Source organism: Stenotrophomonas sp. NPDC077421 (assembly GCF_049545505.1).
Classification (GTDB): Bacteria; Pseudomonadota; Gammaproteobacteria; order Xanthomonadales; family Xanthomonadaceae; genus Stenotrophomonas; species Stenotrophomonas nematodicola.
Map to the genome: position 1 here is coordinate 1 of NZ_JBMWDP010000059.1, position 14,302 is coordinate 14,302.

Consider the following 14,302-nt stretch of genomic DNA (forward strand, 5'->3'; position numbering starts at 1 on the left):
CTATCAGCACCAGGTCATAGAGCGGAGCCAGGATCGGCAGCAGGTGCCGCAGCCGCAGGCGCCCATCCGGCGCGTGCAGCAGCAAGGTGTTCAACTCGCCCCGGTGGTCGTTGGACAGCACCAGGTCCAGGCCCGTGATGATCGTGCGGGACACGAGCTGGCCGAGGTCACGCTCGTTGAAGGCCAGCAACTCGTAGATGCCGCCAGGCGCGCGGTGGCCCAGTTCGTAGTAGGACGACAAGGTGGGCTGCACGTCGAGATCGATCAGCAGCACGCGCAGCCCCGCATCGGCGACGAGCCCGCCCAGGTTCGCGGCCGTGGTGGTCTTGCCGACGCCACCTTTCGTTGAAATGATGGATACGACCTGCATGGCGTTCTCCGTGTGAGGATGGAAGGTCCGCGGGAGAACGGGTCAGGCCCGGTTGTTGACGCGCTCGGCGATCCACTGGTCGATTTCGATGGAATCCCAGCCGACGGCACGCACACCCAGGCGCAGCGCCTGCGGGAACTGGCGCTTCTTCATCAGGTTGTAGATGTGGGCACGTTTGAAGCCGGACTTCGCTTCGACTTCTTCCAGGCGCAGGATGCGGCGCTCGTTGGGCGGCAGTACAGGTGTTTGCGACATGGCGGTCACTCCTGAACGCTCAGTGGCGTTTGTTGGCGTGACCTCTATTCAATAGACACGGCTGCGGAAAGACATTGCAAATGCAATCTCCGCGATTGCACATACAAGCTGGAAATCCTCAGAGCGTGGCGCTATGCAGCCGGCGCCTGGCCGTGGCGAACTTGCCGTTCAATGTCCGCTCGGCGATACCCATGACGCCGTGGTGATGGGCGACCAGTGCGCTGACCACGGCCTCCTGCGTCTTGAAGCTGGAGTACGGCGTGCCCGATGGCGACTGGCCGAGCATCAACTCCAGCATGGCCCCGATGATGTTCAGGTAGGTGGCCTCGGCCCGATCGCTGATCGGGCACTGCGCGCAGGCGGGGATCACCGTGGATTGCTTGAGCAGCGCATTGTGTTTGTCCTGCAACTCGCGAAGTTGGCGTCTGGACTGCTCCAAGGCGGATTTCAGCGCCAACTGTTCGACCAGCATGGCTTGCCCGGTCTCCAGCGAGATGACCGGATGGGCGATGCGTTCGCTGCGCGAGAATAGAAAGCCTGGCCGGTGCTCGGGGTAGTGCTGGTGCATCCAACGCTTCAGATCGACGTGGCGAACGGTGAGATCAGGGGAGTCGATCAAAGCGGGATCATGTGTCGTGATGCCGTTCTCCCCGAACGGCAACTCCCCGTTAAGGATTCCATCGTAGATGCGGTCGGTGTACAGGCGAAGCTCGCTCCAACGGGGACAATCTAACGACTTCGGTAGGTTCCTTGGCGACGAGATCGAGGCCAGGACAAGATGTTTGAACCGCAGCAACCCGGCCCACCTGATGGAGGCTTCAATCGGGCGATAGAACACCTTGGTTAGAGGTGGTTTGTCGTACATGCTCCCATCTCCTTCTAGGAGAACTACATAGCGACTCCTTTGGTGCCAACCTCATGGTCGGCCTCTGCAGAAGCGAGATCCGAGATCCGCTTGTTCATGGTCTTAATTGCGTCTCTACGGTTCGCGTTGCTGGTAGCCGGCGCGTGTTCGATGTGCAAAAATCTATTGGTCAAGTGAAGGCCGAGCATCGGGAAGCAAGCCCGACAGTGACGCTCACGCTATCAGGGTCGTAAGAAGTTGCGGCCTCTGCAAAACCGCCTGGGTATGACCTGATATGCCAGCGGTCTCAAGGGATGCGAAGAGGGCGCAATCCCCATCCAACGTCCAGTCAGACGCAGCGAATCCGCTCCCGTCATTCTTATCCTGGCATCCTGATATACCCATAAAGAATCGCGCGCCTACCCATCATGGCTAGGGTGTGCGTTCCTTTGGCGCGGCCTGCTCCGGTGAGTGCCACAGTGCGCCGGTGCGTGTACTTCCACGGTGGCATCCGAACTGCGCCGAGATCGGCGACATCGGAAGGCTGCTAGCTGGTCGGCATCGCATTCGATGTGGAAGCAGAGAACTGGTGTGGCGAGTTCGAGGCCGTCCGTATGGCGATGTTGCCGAATGCGGCTCCGGTGCGGAGTGCACGTCTCTGGACGTCGTTGGATTTCTTTGGACGAACTTGTTGCCGGGGACGAAAAACAAGGCTACAATTGAGGTCTTCGCTAGCCACCTCAGCGAAGAAAGTGTTTGGGAAACAACGACTTAGCGTCCTAGTACACGTCTCTTTTCCCGCTCCATATTTCGACAGGGCCCCCTTGGGGCCTTGTTTTTCTCCGCGGTGGCACGCGGGCATCCCATGCGACGCCGTCGCGGCAGATGTGAAGCAACGTGTGAAAAGGCTGGTGTGTTGCTCGCGGTTTCGGTAACATACGCGCCTGATTTTGCGGGAATAGCTCAGTTGGTAGAGCGCAACCTTGCCAAGGTTGAGGTCGCGAGTTCGAGTCTCGTTTCCCGCTCCAATTATCGATCTACAGAGTTCCAAGGAAGTCTGTGAGTCCTTGAAAAAAGACGCTTCGGCGTCTTTTTTCGTTTCAGCGACGTCTGCCTGAATCCACCCGCAGCCACGAAATTCAAGTGCATTTTCAAGTGCAGCGATTCCGCGTAGCTGTCGTGGTCAACTGATCCCGGACACGACGTCAGGTTTTTTCTCGGCCTGAGCCGGAGCCGGCGCGTCATTGAACCGATGCGGTCGAATCCAGGTGTAGCGATGCATCAGATAATGACTGATGTCCCGCCGCGCTTCCTGGGCTGTCATATCGCCCACGATCGGTATCCATTCAGTTTCAATACTGCGCAGCACACGCCAGCGGCGCATCATCCCGGCAGTTTCCTCGACGACTCATGCTCTGGCGCATGCGGTAACGCCAGAGCCGTTGGCGACACTGGCGACTGCTGTACTGCGGGCCCTGGCCGAATCTGATGCCAATTGTCATGGTTGCCTCAGTATTTCAATATCTGTCTGCTTGATTGAGTTGCTGGACATTATTGGGATGTCATCTGACAGGGCTGTACCGATGTAGTCTCCGCTTGCGAGGCTGATGCCTGCATTCTCCTGTAATGCCTTCATCAGCTCCCATTGACCCAGAACAGGTCGCCGTGCCTGATTACTGGTTTTCCCTCCGCATAGTGTGCTGCTTATCTGCTTGGGGCAGCACTTCGCACCTGCTGTGCCGCTCTTCATGCCATCAGCGACACCGGCCTGGTCGCCTTTCGTGGTCGGAACGAGGCGCGTGTCGAACACCACCACCGGGTTTCCGTTGGCCGCACGGATCTGGCGGTTCCTTCTGCGGTTTGCAGTTCGGCAGTCACGGGGCAGGGCACGGGTGGGGGTGCGCGCGCCGACTCATCAGGGGAAGCGTGCGACAAGAGTTCGCGGGTGGAGGGGCGGCCTTTCGGTCTTCGTGGCGCGTTCGGACGAATGTTGCGAGCGTGAGGTCGGATGCAGGTGGACCATAGCGGACCACGGTGAAAAATTGTTGTTGCCAAGGGCTCCAAATGAGTACATAATCCTGCACATCGAAACGACGCGGTTGTAAAAAACCTCAGTCATTTCAAGGGGATAGAGAGGGGATGACAGTCTCGTGTCCTGCTCCAACTCCCGACCAGGCCCCGTTCTCGGGGTCTTGTTTTATAGGGTCACCGGCCTGGTGGCAGAGTGGTCATGCAGCGGACTGCAAATCCGCGTACGCCGGTTCAATTCCGACCCAGGCCTCCATTTAGATTCAAGCACTTAGCCCGCCGAAAGCGGGCTTTTTGTTTTCCGCAATCCGGAAGCTTTTCCGCAATTACCGCGTCGGCGTCACTTTGGCGCCGCGCCGGTTGCGCGTGTAGTGCTCGGTCATGACCACCGACGAATGTCCCATCTGCTTCTGTGCAGCGCGCACGTCCCCCGAGGATTCGGCCTTGTCGGTCGCCGCCTTGGCCCGCAGATCGCGGAACTGGAGACCGGTCACCCCAGCCACCTCGCAGGCCTTCGCCCACTTCCTGGACATCGCGTTTACCCCGATCGTCCGACCCTGCTCGTTCACGACCAGCCGGGTGCTGTGCACCTTGTAGGCCGACTTTCGGGCCCTGATGCGCCTCAGCAGCGCTTCCAGCTCCCCGCCCACGGTGAACCGCAGCTTCGCCTTGGTCTTGGCCTGCTGGATGTTCAGCACCCCATCGCGCACGTCCATTTCCGAGATCGACAGCACGTCCGAGGGGCGTTGGCCGGTCAGGTAAGCGAGGTCCATCGCGTCCCGCAGGCACGCGTCCGCTGCCTCCCAGATCGCAGCGAACTGGTCGTCTTCCACGTAGGCGTCCCGGCCGACCTCCCTGAATCCCTTGATGCCCGCGCACGGGTTCGGCAGGGCCGTGTAGCCTTTGTCCCGTGCGAAATTCCAGATGTGGGACAGCAGTGCTTTCTCGCGGTTCGCCCGGACGTAGGCGGTGTCCCCCTTCGTGCGCCAAGTCATGTACTGGCGCACGTCCACGGGTTGGATGCGCTCCAGCGGCGCCGGAGGGTCATCGAAGAAGGCCTTCAAGTTGGACACCTCCTTCTGGTTGTCGGCCAGGGTGCGGGACGCCTTGCGCACCGCGACCTCTCCCATATACCGATCAGCCACCATTGCGAACGTCAGCACCGCCGCCTCGGGCAGGTTCGTCTCGTGCTCCAGTTCGGCCCAGCGCTTGATGGCCAGGCCATAGTCAGTGCCCAACGACGTCTCCCGACGCGGCTTCCCGCCGTGGTCGTAGAAGTAGTAGGTCACCTTGCCTCGCTGGCGCGCGCGGAACCGGGGGATTGCCCCCGGCTTTGTCGGTCTCCGTCCCATGTCAGGCTGCCTTGTTCGACTTCCAGGTGCCGGCGGCTGCCGGCGCGGCGCGCTCAGTCTGCTCCAGGCTGGCGCGGATCACCACAGGCCACCCGTGGGCGTCCAGGTAGTGGCGGATGCCGTTGCGCTGCAGAAAAGCGACTTGGCGAGCCTTCTGTGGGGTCCGGCAAAGCTGTCGGACCTCTTCACGCGAGAGGCAGATGTCAACGGCCACTGGCACCCCTTCCTTCGCCCGGCATTTGCAGGCGCAACTGGATCACGTTGGCAGCCGGCGCATCGATCGCGGGCAGGATCTTGCGCGCGCTGCGGGCGGGGCGGTTGATGCGCCGCCACTCGGCGAGTGCTGCGGCGGACTCTGCGTGCCTGCTGGTCGCCCTGCAACGGCATTCGACCAGGTGCCCGCCGCCGGCGGCGAGGCCGCGCAGGTCGTGGATGTGACGCGCGCTGTGACCGGCGGCGCATGCCGGCAGCCCCTCGGGGTGGCTGATGTGTCGCTGGGTCATGGGGTGATCTCCAGATCGATGGGTTTCATGCGACGTGTTCCAAGTCCAGGCCCGGCTGGTGGCCAGCAGTGCCGGCAGTCGGGCTGATCCACAGGCACTCGGTCCGCAGCGTGCAGCCGCGGCCGGCGCTTATCCGCGCTCGGGTCTCTACCCGGCGCCAGTCCTGCAGGGCCGCGTCATATAGGTCCGTCCGGTAGCCGGAGACAACGACCATCCCGCGCAACCCTTTGAGGCAATCCAGCAGCACTTGGTGGTCGGCCTCTGTCATCTCATGCCGGTAATAGCCCGCCTTGCCTGCCTGCATTACCCGGGTGCTGTGCACGTACGGCGGGTCCACGTAGTGCAGGGTTTGGGCGCCGTCGTGCTGGAGCATCACCTCAATCGCCGGCCGGTTCTCGACCAGCACCCCGGAGAAGCGCTCCGCAATCGCGGCCAAGCCGTCAGGGAAGCGCGCCCAGTGGTGCTGCGCGATCCCATAAGCGCGCTGAGAGTCGATACGGAAGCCCGTTTTTCCCTTCGTGGCGCCGGCAGATCCGAACCCCATTTGTGCCCTGATCAACAGCCTGCGAGCCCGCTCAACGGGGTCTGGCGTCGACTCCCACGCCTGTTCAAACTCGGCGCGGGCATAGGGAGTCAGCGCGCAGGCTTCAGCCAGTCGATCGCGCTGGGCTGGATCCTGAAGCACTCGAAAGAAGTTGACCACGTCACCATCAAGGTCGTTGTAGACCTCCGAGTAGCTGCGGGGCTTGGTGAGCAGAACGCCTGCCGCTCCGCCGAATGGCTCGACGTAGGTGCGGTGCGCCGGCAGGTGCTGGTGCACCCAGGGCGAAAGCCGGAACTTGCCGCCGTGGTAGCGGAACGCCGGTGCAGTGATCATGCGAACAGCTCCAGTTGTGCCGGCAATGCCGAGCAGGGCTCGGCAGCCGAAGTGGATACGGGGGACAACGCCGCGCCCGCCCTGCGCCGGGCGTTGCCGGCCCAACACAGCAGCAGGTGAGAGAAGGCGGTGCCGCGGCGAGCGCGGGCCTCGTGGAGCAGCACGCGCGCTGTGTGCCTGGACTGAGTAGCGGGATCAGTCACCCGTCACCTCCGCGCGCTTGAACTCAATGACCCATACCCAGGGGTTGCTGTCCCAGTCGCCGCCGGTGTCGTTCCAGAGGTCGCGGAACTGGATGCGCAGCTCGTCGGCGGCATCGGCCACCTTGAACCTGGTGGTGATGCCTTCCGCGAGGCAGTCCTGCGTGCTGATCGCCTGGAGCCGCTCCACGCGGACGGCGGTGATCTCCAGCACCAGGCGGCAGGCCCAGCGTGGCATGTGGATGCTGGGGCGCCAGCGGCCCGGGCCGCTGCGATCGAATCCCTCGCGGTAGTAGGCGATCTCGCCGCCCATTGGGGAAATGGTCGTGGGCAGTCCACTCCAAGGGCCCCAGCGCTCACCGTCTGCGCGGTGCTGGCCGTGCGTGGGGAAGATGGCGTGCGCCTCCCGCACCCACAGCCGGTCGCCGGGCTGGCCGACGGGGCAGACCAGGGTGTCGCCGGTGCGGGTGTGCCAGATGCAAACCTCCTCGGGCACGAGGTTGCCTTTGCGATCACGCGCGCCATGCCCGCCGGAGGTGCACGCCCCCCATTGGCCTAGCGGGTTGTGGTGAGGCAGCTTGATCGGCCGCCGGGTCTGCGTCTTCGCGCCCGTCAAGATGGCGCGCACCATGTCGCCGTTGAACAAGATGGGACGCTCGCGCATCAGCGGGGCTCCTTGGGCAGCAGGGTGGGGCCACGGCGCATGGGCTTCACTGCGGCCTGCGTGGCGGTGGTGTGCGGGATCGGGCCTGTGTGGCGGTACTCGCGCATTGCGTCGGCCACGAACCGTCCACGCTCGCGGCGCTGCACGACGTACTCGGGGAACGCTTCGCCCGGCAACAGCGCCTGGGCTTCGTCCATGAGCGCGACGAACTTCTGCTGCCATTCGAGGGGCATGGACTGGAGCGTGCGGCGCGGCACGACCAGGTAGCCGGCCCTGCCGAGACCGAACGCTTGCCAGACGGGGCCGTCGCAGTACGGATTGATGGCGTGCTGCTGTTTGGTGTCAGCCATTGGTCGGCTCCTTCTCGGGTCCGAAGAACTCCGCCAAGCCTAAGTAGATGGCCTGGCCCTGCTCATGTGTCATGTCGATGCAGATGCCGCAGCCGGTGAGCTGCAGGTCGAAGGCGTGAGTGTTTACGACGGACGGCGCGCCCTCTTCGCCGGTGATGTCGATGGAGATCTCAGCCATCACTCCACCCCCGGCGCTGCATCGCTCTGGTCGATCAGGGCCAGCAGCCTTTCAGCCTCAGCAAACACGCCGTTCTTCATGGGCGATTCGCCCCTGTGGTGCACAATGGCATTAGCTAGGGCAGCCAGAGCATTGAACTGCCCCATATCCACGGCCTGCGCGGGCGGGGCGGCGTGCTTTGCCATGTTCGTTTCGATGTCGTAAGCGACGCTGAGGCACGACACGCGCCCACTGCCCAGATTCGCCATACGTCGGTAGCTGTCCGCATAGGCCATCAGTGGATTGTCCTGCCCCACCGGCTGGCGGGCGGCGAGGACTTCCCGCAGGAGCGAAGGAAGCTCGGAGTCTTTCAGGAAGTAGGTGCGGGTCTTCCCCGGCAACTGCGCACGCGACAGCGCAGCCTTGAACGTCTGCACCATTTCGTCGGTGACCAACCCATCCCCCTGCTCCTCGCCAACCTGCTTGCCAATCGCGGCGAGGGCGACCGGCTCCGGACGCAGCGCCATCGGCCGCACGAACCACGCATAGGGACCGTCTTCGGTGTCGCCCTTCCATGCCAGGCGCCACTCGCCCTCGGGCGCTTCCGGGTTCCAAGCGCGTAGTTCCTGCCAGTACAGCTCATCGCCATCTTCCATAGCCTCTTCGGTGAAGTCGCCGGCAACGATGTGGAAGTCGAAACCTTGGGCATGGACCAGCTTGTCGAGCGCATCCTCGCGATCGTCAGGCCAGCGGGGGATATCCGGATGGGTGAGGTCGCCATACTCCGAAGGCGCCGGCATGCGGGCCGGAAGGTACAGGCCGCGCCACGGGTCCGCAGGGTCTACAGCCTGCGCCGGCAGCAGCGGAATCGTGTAGCAGCTGGGGCCGTGCTCTTCGATGGTGGCTTTCTCGCGCGCTGTGATGGCGCGGTCGCCGCCGTCCCACCACATGGGTGCAGTTGCCGGGATGTGGCATTTGTCAGTCGTCATGGCGGGCTTCCCTTCGCGTGGTCTTTGATGCGATCGATGAGGTAGGTGGTTTCGGTCCGCCACTTGGCGCGGTCCAGCGGGTTCATGTGCTTCGTGAGGTACTGGAGCTTTTCCAGCGGCTCGATCAGCCACGTCAGGGAGAAGGGCGTGTCCGAGCGGTGGTCGCGGATCTGTGCGTGCGGTTTGCAGTCCGGCCCGGCGAGCCATTCGGTCTCACCGCATTCCAGGCATTGGCCCTCGCCGTTACTACCGGCCGGCCAGCGGTGGTCCTTTTGCTTGCCGGCGGACGGGTGCAGATAGAGCGCGCGGATTTCCAAGTTCCTGCGCCGCCAGTGCATGACGTCGGCCGTTTCGGCCAGTTGCCAGGGCTCGGTGGTGTAGCGCGGCCTGCACTCGTATCGGATCGGCGTCTGCGTGCCGTACAGCTGGGTCATGAACGTTTGCACCCAAAGCTGCACAACGTCTGCCGGCACCGGTTCGCCCGCGGCGCCTGCACGGCGCATGTCGCGCACGGTGGAGGCCACGGTCGGCGCCTCAGCCATCGCGACCGCGCCTCCACGCGTCGGGCACCTGGCTGGCGCAGAGCAGGGCGCCCATGAGCATGTAGACGCCGGTGTCGGTGATGCCTGCCCAGTGCATGGCGCCGGCGACGGCCGCGAGTAGGGCGCAGAGCAGCACCAGGACAGCGGCGCGCCAGTGGCGGATCAGTGCGCGCATCGGATCTGCTCCATGAGGCGTGCGAACTGCTCTTCCTGGCGGCGCAGCGCCCAGTGGAGGCTGGTCCACGCGCCGGCGGCGAAACCCATCACCAGGCCGAAGGAGAAGTCGATGGCGTTCATGCGGCATCACCTCCCGGCACAGGACGGGCGGCTAGGGCGCGCGCTGCCATGCGGTTCTGGACCTCCTTTGAATACCCGGCGCGGACCAGCTGGCCGACAGCGGCGCGGGAATCCCAGCCGCATGCGATGGCCTGCCGGCGAACGGACTGGGCGCGGTAGAACTGCTCGGCGGTCGTGACGCTCACGGCTTCACCTTCCTGGGGCGACTGTTCGTGGCCCCTGGCACCACTGGCGTCCCGGCGTAGTGGATAGACTCGACCTTGTCCGCATCGCTCTTGACCTTGCCGGGAAGGCCATCGGCCTTCCGCCGCTCGTTCTCGAGGCGATCCTGATCCTTCGCCTTTTTGCGCAACTGGGAGTTGGCCGACCGGATGATGTGCTTGTGGTCGTTCGGATAGATCCGGACTTCGCTCGGGCGCTTGTTGGCAGAGTCCATGTACGCGAGCAATTCGCCAACGCGGCGCCGCACGTGCTCGAATCGATCGTCGAGCTTGGGGTGAGTGGCGAGATCGATGGCGATCATGCGGCCACCTCGCTGCCGGTGGCTTGGCGGAGCTCGGCCGCCGCGCGCTGCAGCTCAGTGGCTGCGTCTTCGGCTTCGGCGGCGGTGAGGTAGACGCGGCCAGCGTCGCCGACGTGCATGGCGACCTTGCCGGTTACGGGTTGGGCTTGGACCTGGACGGGTCCGGAAGAGGTGCTGAGGGCCAGTGTGGCCATGCTGATCTCCGTGCCCCGGCCCGGATGGGCGGTTCGTGGGGCGACGGAAGTAGAATCACAAAACGTGATCCTTAAGTCAACACGATATGTGATGTTTAAGCTGGCGTTTTATGAACTGGGCAAAATTCGTTCAGGAAAATTGCCCAGCCCGAGCTTACCGCTGGTCGAACGAGTTGCGGAGGATGCCTGCTTCCTCGAATGAGACGTCGTCTCGGATGCACTCCCGTGCTCTATCAAGATCGCGGTGGAGGGCGATCAATTCGTCATCGCTCAGCTCGTCGATGCCAGCTTTACCCAAAGTGGCTTGGTCGACCAGCAGCTGCATGCCGAAAGGCCGATACATTCTCGCCAGCGACCGGATCATCCGGATATGGCTCTCACGGGCCACTGAATCAAAGCCGGGTGTTGCCGGCTCCGCCACAGACTTAAGCGGTAGGCGCGCCTTAGGCGCTGCGTTGATTCGTTCTACCAACTTGTGCAGCAGCGCTTCCGTTTTGCTCATCTATTCCTTTGCCCCTGTCCTGATCACGCTTATCGCGCCACTTCGCAAAATCCACCAGGTTCCGTTGATCGGCCGGGCGGTCGTCCGCCGCAATCCACTCGTACACGTCTGCAAACAGGTCGGCCTCGGTTTCGAATTCGACGGCCTTGCCGAGTGTTGCGAACGCGTCGACCAGGAAGCGGTACGTGCTGGCGAGGATGGCAGGATCGGGTCGCGCGGAATGAGACGCCGGCGCTTCACCGAAGAGAGAGGCAACAGACACGCCCAGTGCTTTAGCCAGTAGTGGGACCTCGGAAACCTTGGGTTCGCGCGCGCTGGGGGCTGACGACTCGTAGTTCGCGATGCGGCTTTGGCCCGACCAGCCGCAGGCTAACGCCAATGCTTCTTGGGTCATCCCACTTCGGAGACGGGCGGCGCGGAGGTTGTCAGAGAAGGCCATTCCGCCATTCTTCACGGTCTGTGATGTTGCGCCAACACAAATCGTGTTGATTGTAGGATCACGATATGTGATGCTACTTGTCATGGACGCACTCGACAAAGCTGTGAAAGCCGCCGGCGGGGTTACTTCCCTGGCCGATTCCTTGGGTGTAGGGCAGAACGTGGTGAGCAATTGGCGGAAGCGCGGCCGCGTGCCGCCAAGCCGGGTGATCAAGATCGAGGGGGTTACCGGAGTTTCTCGGCACGAGCTTCGCCCGGACGTGTTCGGTCCTGCAGCCGGGCATGCCGTTTGTCCAGACCCACCCATCACCCAAGTGCTGATCACAAAGCGCGCGCTGCGCGCCCGCCTTGGCCTGGCCACTGACGCCCATCTGGCGAAGGTGTTGCAGCTTCCGGTGGAGCAGGTAGAGGCCTGGCCGGAAGACCAGAGCGTCCCGGCGCTGCCGCAGGTGATGAAGCTGCTTGGGGTGCAGGAGCAGGCACCGGCCGTCGCTGCTCCCGAAGACCCCGACGCAGGCCGAATCGATCTCGACGTCCACGCCGCCTAACTGGCCGTCCCTGGCCTTCGTCCCTGAATTGATTTCGTCCATAGCGCAGATGGTGCGCCACCCGGGCCCGGCCCGAAACCTTGAAACACCCGTCTTCCCAAGGTGACCCATGACCTGCCGTACTTCCTCCATTAACTGGCTCGACTGCCTCTACAACGCCGTCCGCAAGACGCCGGGCGGTGTGATCGAGGCCGCCAAGTGGCTGACCGACCGCCGCGGCAAGTCCATGCACCCCGAGACGCTGCGCGCCAAGCTCAACGGCACGGAAGGTGAGTCGGTGACCATCGAGATCGCCGAGCTGCTGACCGAGTGGATGCAGCAGAAGGCCGGTGGCGGCGACTACGCCCTGGAATGGATGCGGGCTCTGGCCGGGCAGTTCGGCATGGCCGTGGATCTGGTGCCGCCAGCGCCCGAGGGCGGTTGGGCCGACGAGATCGGGGCGGTGCAGCTCAAGCTGCTGGAGATCACCACGCGGGTGGGGCGCCTCACCGGCACGGCCGTGGATGCGATGGAAGACCGCCGGATCGACAGCGACGAGGCCGCGCTCATGGTCAGCGAGGCGCGCGCGCTGCGCACGATGGCGCACCGCCTGGAGCGCAACGTTGCGCGGGCTGCAGGGAAGGGGAGGGCGACCCGATGAACCACCCGGCGCGTGCTACCGATGTGGGCACCAGCCACGAGGCTGCCCTCCACCTCATCGCCAGCGGTCAGCAGGCCATCCAGCAGGACCGTGCCGCGAAGGCGGTCCAACAGTGCCCCGGCCTGACGAGCATGGAACTGGCGCGCGCGACGGGCCACGACCGCTACATGCTGGCCCGCCGCCTGCCTGAGTTGCTGGAGAGCGGACGCGCGTGGCGCGGCCCGAAGAAGCCGTGCGAGGTCAGCGGCCGCAGCGCCTGCACCTGGTGGCCGGTGGCCCCCGGCGACAACTACAGCCTGGCGGTCTGAGCTATGTCCACGATCATCATGAGCAGCTGCTGGCCGTTGCAGGGCTTGAGCGTCACCCAGAAAGCGGTGCTGATTTCGCTGGCAGATCAAGCCAACGACGACGGCGTGTGCTGGCCGGCCATCGGAACCATCGCGAAGCGCTGCTGCATGTCGGCGCGCGCTGTCCGCAGCGCAATGGACCATCTTGAGGTCGTCGGGCTGCTTTCCCGCGAGCGCCGGTTCAACAGCAGCAACGTCTACGTAGTCACCCCGAGCAACTTCAACGCTGCCGTCGCCAGCACCAAGGGCAAGCGGAAGGCAGCGAAAACCGGGGGTGCACCGGGCGCAGGTGATGCGCCCGATGCAGGGGGTGCGCCCGGTGCAGGGGGTGATGCGCCCGATGCAGGGGGTGAGGCAGCGGGCGCAGGTCTGGAGGTGCGCCCCGTGCCGCCTAACCGTCATATAACCCTCATTGAACCGTCAGGAGAACCGTCATCTCCGGCGGGCCTGCCGGCCACGCCGCCGGCAGAGGACACCGAGACGGAACTGCAGGCCGCATGCCGGGCCACCTGGGCGGCGTACGCGGTGGCCTATCGCAACCGCCACGGCGCAATGCCGGTGCGCAACGCGAAGGTCAACGCCAACGTGAAGCAGATCGTGCAGCGTCTCGGCCGCATTGAGGCGCCGCAGGTTGCTGGGTGGTTCCTGCGGGTCAACGAACGGATGGTTGTCCAGGGCATGCACGACCTTGGGCTGCTGCTCGCGCGCTGCGAGGCGTACCGAACCCAGTGGGCCACCGGTCGGCAGGTGACCGAGACCAGCGCCCGCCACACGGACCAGACGCAATCGAACGTCAGCGCGGCGGATGAGGCGAAGGCCCTCCTGCGCCAGGGGAGGGCAGCCCATGCTGGTTGACCACGAACAGGACCATCTGGTGGACCTGCTCATTGCCACCGCAGAGGTGATCGGCGACCAGATGCGCCCGACCACTGCCGCGTACATGGTGCAGGACCTGGCCTGCTACACGATGCCGGTGCTCGAGGCCGCCCTGGCCGGTTGCCGCCGCGAGTTGAAGGGGCGGTTATCACTGGCTGCCGTGCTGGAGCGGATCGACGACGGCCACCCGGCTCCGAACGAGGCATGGGCTGTGGCTATACAAGCGGCTGACGAACGCGCCACGGTGGTCTGGACCACGCTCACGCAGCAGGCATGGTCGACGGCCCTGCCGCTGGTGCTGGTGGGCGACAAGATCGCTGCTCGCCCTGCATTCCTCGAAGCGTACGGCCGGCTGTTGAAGGAGGCGCGCGCTGCCCGCCGGCCGGCCACCTACGCCCCTTCGTTGGGCTTCGACGCGGCTTCTCGCCACGCGGCGCTGTCGGACGCCCTGGCAAAGGGGCTGCTGCAGCACGAGCAGGTGAGCCAGCACCTGGAGCTGGCCGCGCCGTCGCCGACGTTCAACCCCGTGGCGCTGCTCGCGGGGAAGGTGGAGGCATCGCCTGGGGCGAGCGAGAAGACCCGGGCGCGGCTGGCGGAGCTGGCACGGGAGCTGGCCGCCTGATGCGCTCGGACAACAACCAGCTGGACATCTTCGACCACGATCCGCGTCTGCAGGCGCCTCGGCTGGCCAAGGCATACCGCGCGTCCGCTGATGAGGCGCTGAAGCAGTTCCAGTTCAGCGCAGCAGTTCGGCAGGAGCGACACGACTACTACCTGGCCGAGGCGCAACGCATCGAGGCCGAGAT

Annotated in this window: 24 protein-coding genes, 2 tRNA genes and 2 pseudogenes; 8 read left to right on the top strand and 20 right to left on the bottom strand. The window is 64.4% G+C overall.

The genetic code is table 11. The annotated features are described in order from the left end of the window. From ACPEH1_RS19595 to ACPEH1_RS19605, 3 genes are all read right to left on the bottom strand, one after another. Window positions 1-370: ParA family protein (locus tag ACPEH1_RS19595; RefSeq protein WP_423716242.1), on the bottom strand; the 370-nt coding region annotated here is incomplete at its 3' end. A 42-nt stretch (window positions 371-412) separates the two neighbouring features. Beyond that, window positions 413-625 carry an AlpA family transcriptional regulator gene (locus ACPEH1_RS19600; RefSeq protein ID WP_011347600.1) on the bottom strand — a complete coding sequence of 71 codons (213 nt, stop codon included), beginning with the start codon at window positions 623-625 and terminating at the stop codon, window positions 413-415. 118 nt (window positions 626-743) lie between these two features. After that, window positions 744-1,490: a hypothetical protein gene (locus ACPEH1_RS19605; RefSeq protein ID WP_034030533.1), complete on the bottom strand. Its 747-nt coding sequence runs from the start codon at window positions 1,488-1,490 to the stop codon at window positions 744-746. A 931-nt stretch (window positions 1,491-2,421) separates the two neighbouring features. Here ACPEH1_RS19605 and ACPEH1_RS19610 point away from each other — a divergent pair. Continuing rightward, window positions 2,422-2,497, top strand: a tRNA-Gly gene (locus tag ACPEH1_RS19610). A gap of 155 nt (window positions 2,498-2,652) precedes the next feature. Here ACPEH1_RS19610 and ACPEH1_RS19615 read toward each other — a convergent pair. Continuing rightward, window positions 2,653-2,947: pseudogene (locus tag ACPEH1_RS19615) on the bottom strand (IS3 family transposase); the annotation flags it as partial. A gap of 20 nt (window positions 2,948-2,967) precedes the next feature. Next, on the bottom strand, window positions 2,968-3,285 hold the full coding sequence (locus ACPEH1_RS19620) for a hypothetical protein (protein WP_287249806.1): 318 nt from the start codon (window positions 3,283-3,285) through the stop codon (window positions 2,968-2,970). A 394-nt stretch (window positions 3,286-3,679) separates the two neighbouring features. Between ACPEH1_RS19620 and ACPEH1_RS19625 the strand changes: the two genes are divergently transcribed. Further along, window positions 3,680-3,753, top strand: a tRNA-Cys gene (locus ACPEH1_RS19625). A gap of 70 nt (window positions 3,754-3,823) precedes the next feature. On the opposite strand, the gene ACPEH1_RS19630 is transcribed toward ACPEH1_RS19625, so the two are convergent. The 15 genes from ACPEH1_RS19630 to ACPEH1_RS19700 all read right to left on the bottom strand — a co-directional run bounded on the left by ACPEH1_RS19630 (window position 3,824) and on the right by ACPEH1_RS19700 (window position 11,086). Then, the gene (locus ACPEH1_RS19630; RefSeq protein WP_423668841.1) at window positions 3,824-4,849 is read right to left on the bottom strand and encodes a site-specific integrase; all 1,026 of its coding nucleotides are present in this window, start codon (window positions 4,847-4,849) and stop codon (window positions 3,824-3,826) included. A 1-nt stretch (window position 4,850) separates the two neighbouring features. Beyond that, window positions 4,851-5,069, bottom strand: coding sequence for a DUF4224 domain-containing protein (locus tag ACPEH1_RS19635; RefSeq protein ID WP_136006229.1), 219 nt, complete (start codon window positions 5,067-5,069; stop codon window positions 4,851-4,853). Next, window positions 5,053-5,352 carry a hypothetical protein gene (locus ACPEH1_RS19640; protein WP_423668845.1) on the bottom strand — a complete coding sequence of 100 codons (300 nt, stop codon included), beginning with the start codon at window positions 5,350-5,352 and terminating at the stop codon, window positions 5,053-5,055. Before ACPEH1_RS19640 ends, ACPEH1_RS19635 begins: the two co-directional genes overlap by 17 nt. Before the next feature lie 25 nt (window positions 5,353-5,377). Continuing rightward, on the bottom strand, window positions 5,378-6,229 hold the full coding sequence (locus ACPEH1_RS19645; protein ID WP_423716243.1) for a DNA adenine methylase: 852 nt from the start codon (window positions 6,227-6,229) through the stop codon (window positions 5,378-5,380). 195 nt (window positions 6,230-6,424) lie between these two features. Beyond that, window positions 6,425-7,093, bottom strand: a complete 669-nt coding sequence (locus ACPEH1_RS19650) for a hypothetical protein (RefSeq protein ID WP_423716244.1) — start codon at window positions 7,091-7,093, stop codon at window positions 6,425-6,427. Further along, on the bottom strand, window positions 7,093-7,443 hold the full coding sequence (locus ACPEH1_RS19655; RefSeq protein ID WP_423716245.1) for a hypothetical protein: 351 nt from the start codon (window positions 7,441-7,443) through the stop codon (window positions 7,093-7,095). The genes ACPEH1_RS19650 and ACPEH1_RS19655 overlap by 1 nt, the downstream gene beginning before the upstream one ends. Continuing rightward, a complete protein-coding gene (locus ACPEH1_RS19660; RefSeq protein WP_423716246.1) occupies window positions 7,436-7,621 on the bottom strand; it encodes a hypothetical protein in 186 nt (61 codons plus the stop codon). The genes ACPEH1_RS19655 and ACPEH1_RS19660 overlap by 8 nt, the downstream gene beginning before the upstream one ends. Then, the gene (locus ACPEH1_RS19665) at window positions 7,621-8,589 is read right to left on the bottom strand and encodes a hypothetical protein (RefSeq protein WP_423716247.1); all 969 of its coding nucleotides are present in this window, start codon (window positions 8,587-8,589) and stop codon (window positions 7,621-7,623) included. The genes ACPEH1_RS19660 and ACPEH1_RS19665 overlap by 1 nt, the downstream gene beginning before the upstream one ends. Continuing rightward, on the bottom strand, window positions 8,586-9,131 hold the full coding sequence (locus tag ACPEH1_RS19670) for a hypothetical protein (protein ID WP_423716248.1): 546 nt from the start codon (window positions 9,129-9,131) through the stop codon (window positions 8,586-8,588). The genes ACPEH1_RS19665 and ACPEH1_RS19670 overlap by 4 nt, the downstream gene beginning before the upstream one ends. Beyond that, window positions 9,124-9,306, bottom strand: a complete 183-nt coding sequence (locus ACPEH1_RS19675; protein WP_423716249.1) for a hypothetical protein — start codon at window positions 9,304-9,306, stop codon at window positions 9,124-9,126. The genes ACPEH1_RS19670 and ACPEH1_RS19675 overlap by 8 nt, the downstream gene beginning before the upstream one ends. Next, on the bottom strand, window positions 9,294-9,428 hold the full coding sequence (locus ACPEH1_RS19680; protein ID WP_282597054.1) for a hypothetical protein: 135 nt from the start codon (window positions 9,426-9,428) through the stop codon (window positions 9,294-9,296). The genes ACPEH1_RS19675 and ACPEH1_RS19680 overlap by 13 nt, the downstream gene beginning before the upstream one ends. A gap of 181 nt (window positions 9,429-9,609) precedes the next feature. Then, complete coding sequence (locus ACPEH1_RS19685) at window positions 9,610-9,951, bottom strand: hypothetical protein (RefSeq protein WP_017355880.1); 342 nt, start codon at window positions 9,949-9,951, stop codon at window positions 9,610-9,612. Next, on the bottom strand, window positions 9,948-10,145 hold the full coding sequence (locus tag ACPEH1_RS19690) for a hypothetical protein (protein WP_136006245.1): 198 nt from the start codon (window positions 10,143-10,145) through the stop codon (window positions 9,948-9,950). The genes ACPEH1_RS19685 and ACPEH1_RS19690 overlap by 4 nt, the downstream gene beginning before the upstream one ends. A gap of 154 nt (window positions 10,146-10,299) precedes the next feature. After that, entirely contained in the window at window positions 10,300-10,647 is a 348-nt protein-coding gene (locus ACPEH1_RS19695; RefSeq protein ID WP_423716250.1) for a hypothetical protein, read from the bottom strand. Beyond that, window positions 10,589-11,086: a helix-turn-helix domain-containing protein gene (locus tag ACPEH1_RS19700; RefSeq protein WP_017355877.1), complete on the bottom strand. Its 498-nt coding sequence runs from the start codon at window positions 11,084-11,086 to the stop codon at window positions 10,589-10,591. Before ACPEH1_RS19700 ends, ACPEH1_RS19695 begins: the two co-directional genes overlap by 59 nt. Before the next feature lie 82 nt (window positions 11,087-11,168). Here ACPEH1_RS19700 and ACPEH1_RS19705 point away from each other — a divergent pair, with 82 nt between their 5' ends. From ACPEH1_RS19705 to ACPEH1_RS19730, 6 genes and pseudogenes are all read left to right on the top strand, one after another. Further along, window positions 11,169-11,633 (top strand): transcriptional regulator, encoded by a 465-nt coding sequence (locus ACPEH1_RS19705; protein WP_423716251.1) that lies wholly within the window; start codon window positions 11,169-11,171, stop codon window positions 11,631-11,633. A 109-nt stretch (window positions 11,634-11,742) separates the two neighbouring features. Continuing rightward, window positions 11,743-12,273: a hypothetical protein gene (locus ACPEH1_RS19710; protein WP_153164355.1), complete on the top strand. Its 531-nt coding sequence runs from the start codon at window positions 11,743-11,745 to the stop codon at window positions 12,271-12,273. Continuing rightward, window positions 12,270-12,581 carry a winged helix-turn-helix domain-containing protein gene (locus ACPEH1_RS19715; protein WP_423716252.1) on the top strand — a complete coding sequence of 104 codons (312 nt, stop codon included), beginning with the start codon at window positions 12,270-12,272 and terminating at the stop codon, window positions 12,579-12,581. The genes ACPEH1_RS19710 and ACPEH1_RS19715 overlap by 4 nt, the downstream gene beginning before the upstream one ends. A 3-nt stretch (window positions 12,582-12,584) precedes the next feature. Next, complete coding sequence (locus ACPEH1_RS19720; protein WP_423716253.1) at window positions 12,585-13,475, top strand: helix-turn-helix domain-containing protein; 891 nt, start codon at window positions 12,585-12,587, stop codon at window positions 13,473-13,475. Further along, window positions 13,465-14,118, top strand: a complete 654-nt coding sequence (locus ACPEH1_RS19725) for a hypothetical protein (RefSeq protein ID WP_423716254.1) — start codon at window positions 13,465-13,467, stop codon at window positions 14,116-14,118. The genes ACPEH1_RS19720 and ACPEH1_RS19725 overlap by 11 nt, the downstream gene beginning before the upstream one ends. Further along, window positions 14,118-14,302, top strand: a pseudogene (locus ACPEH1_RS19730) (hypothetical protein); the annotation flags it as partial. The gene ACPEH1_RS19725 and the pseudogene ACPEH1_RS19730, both read left to right, overlap by 1 nt.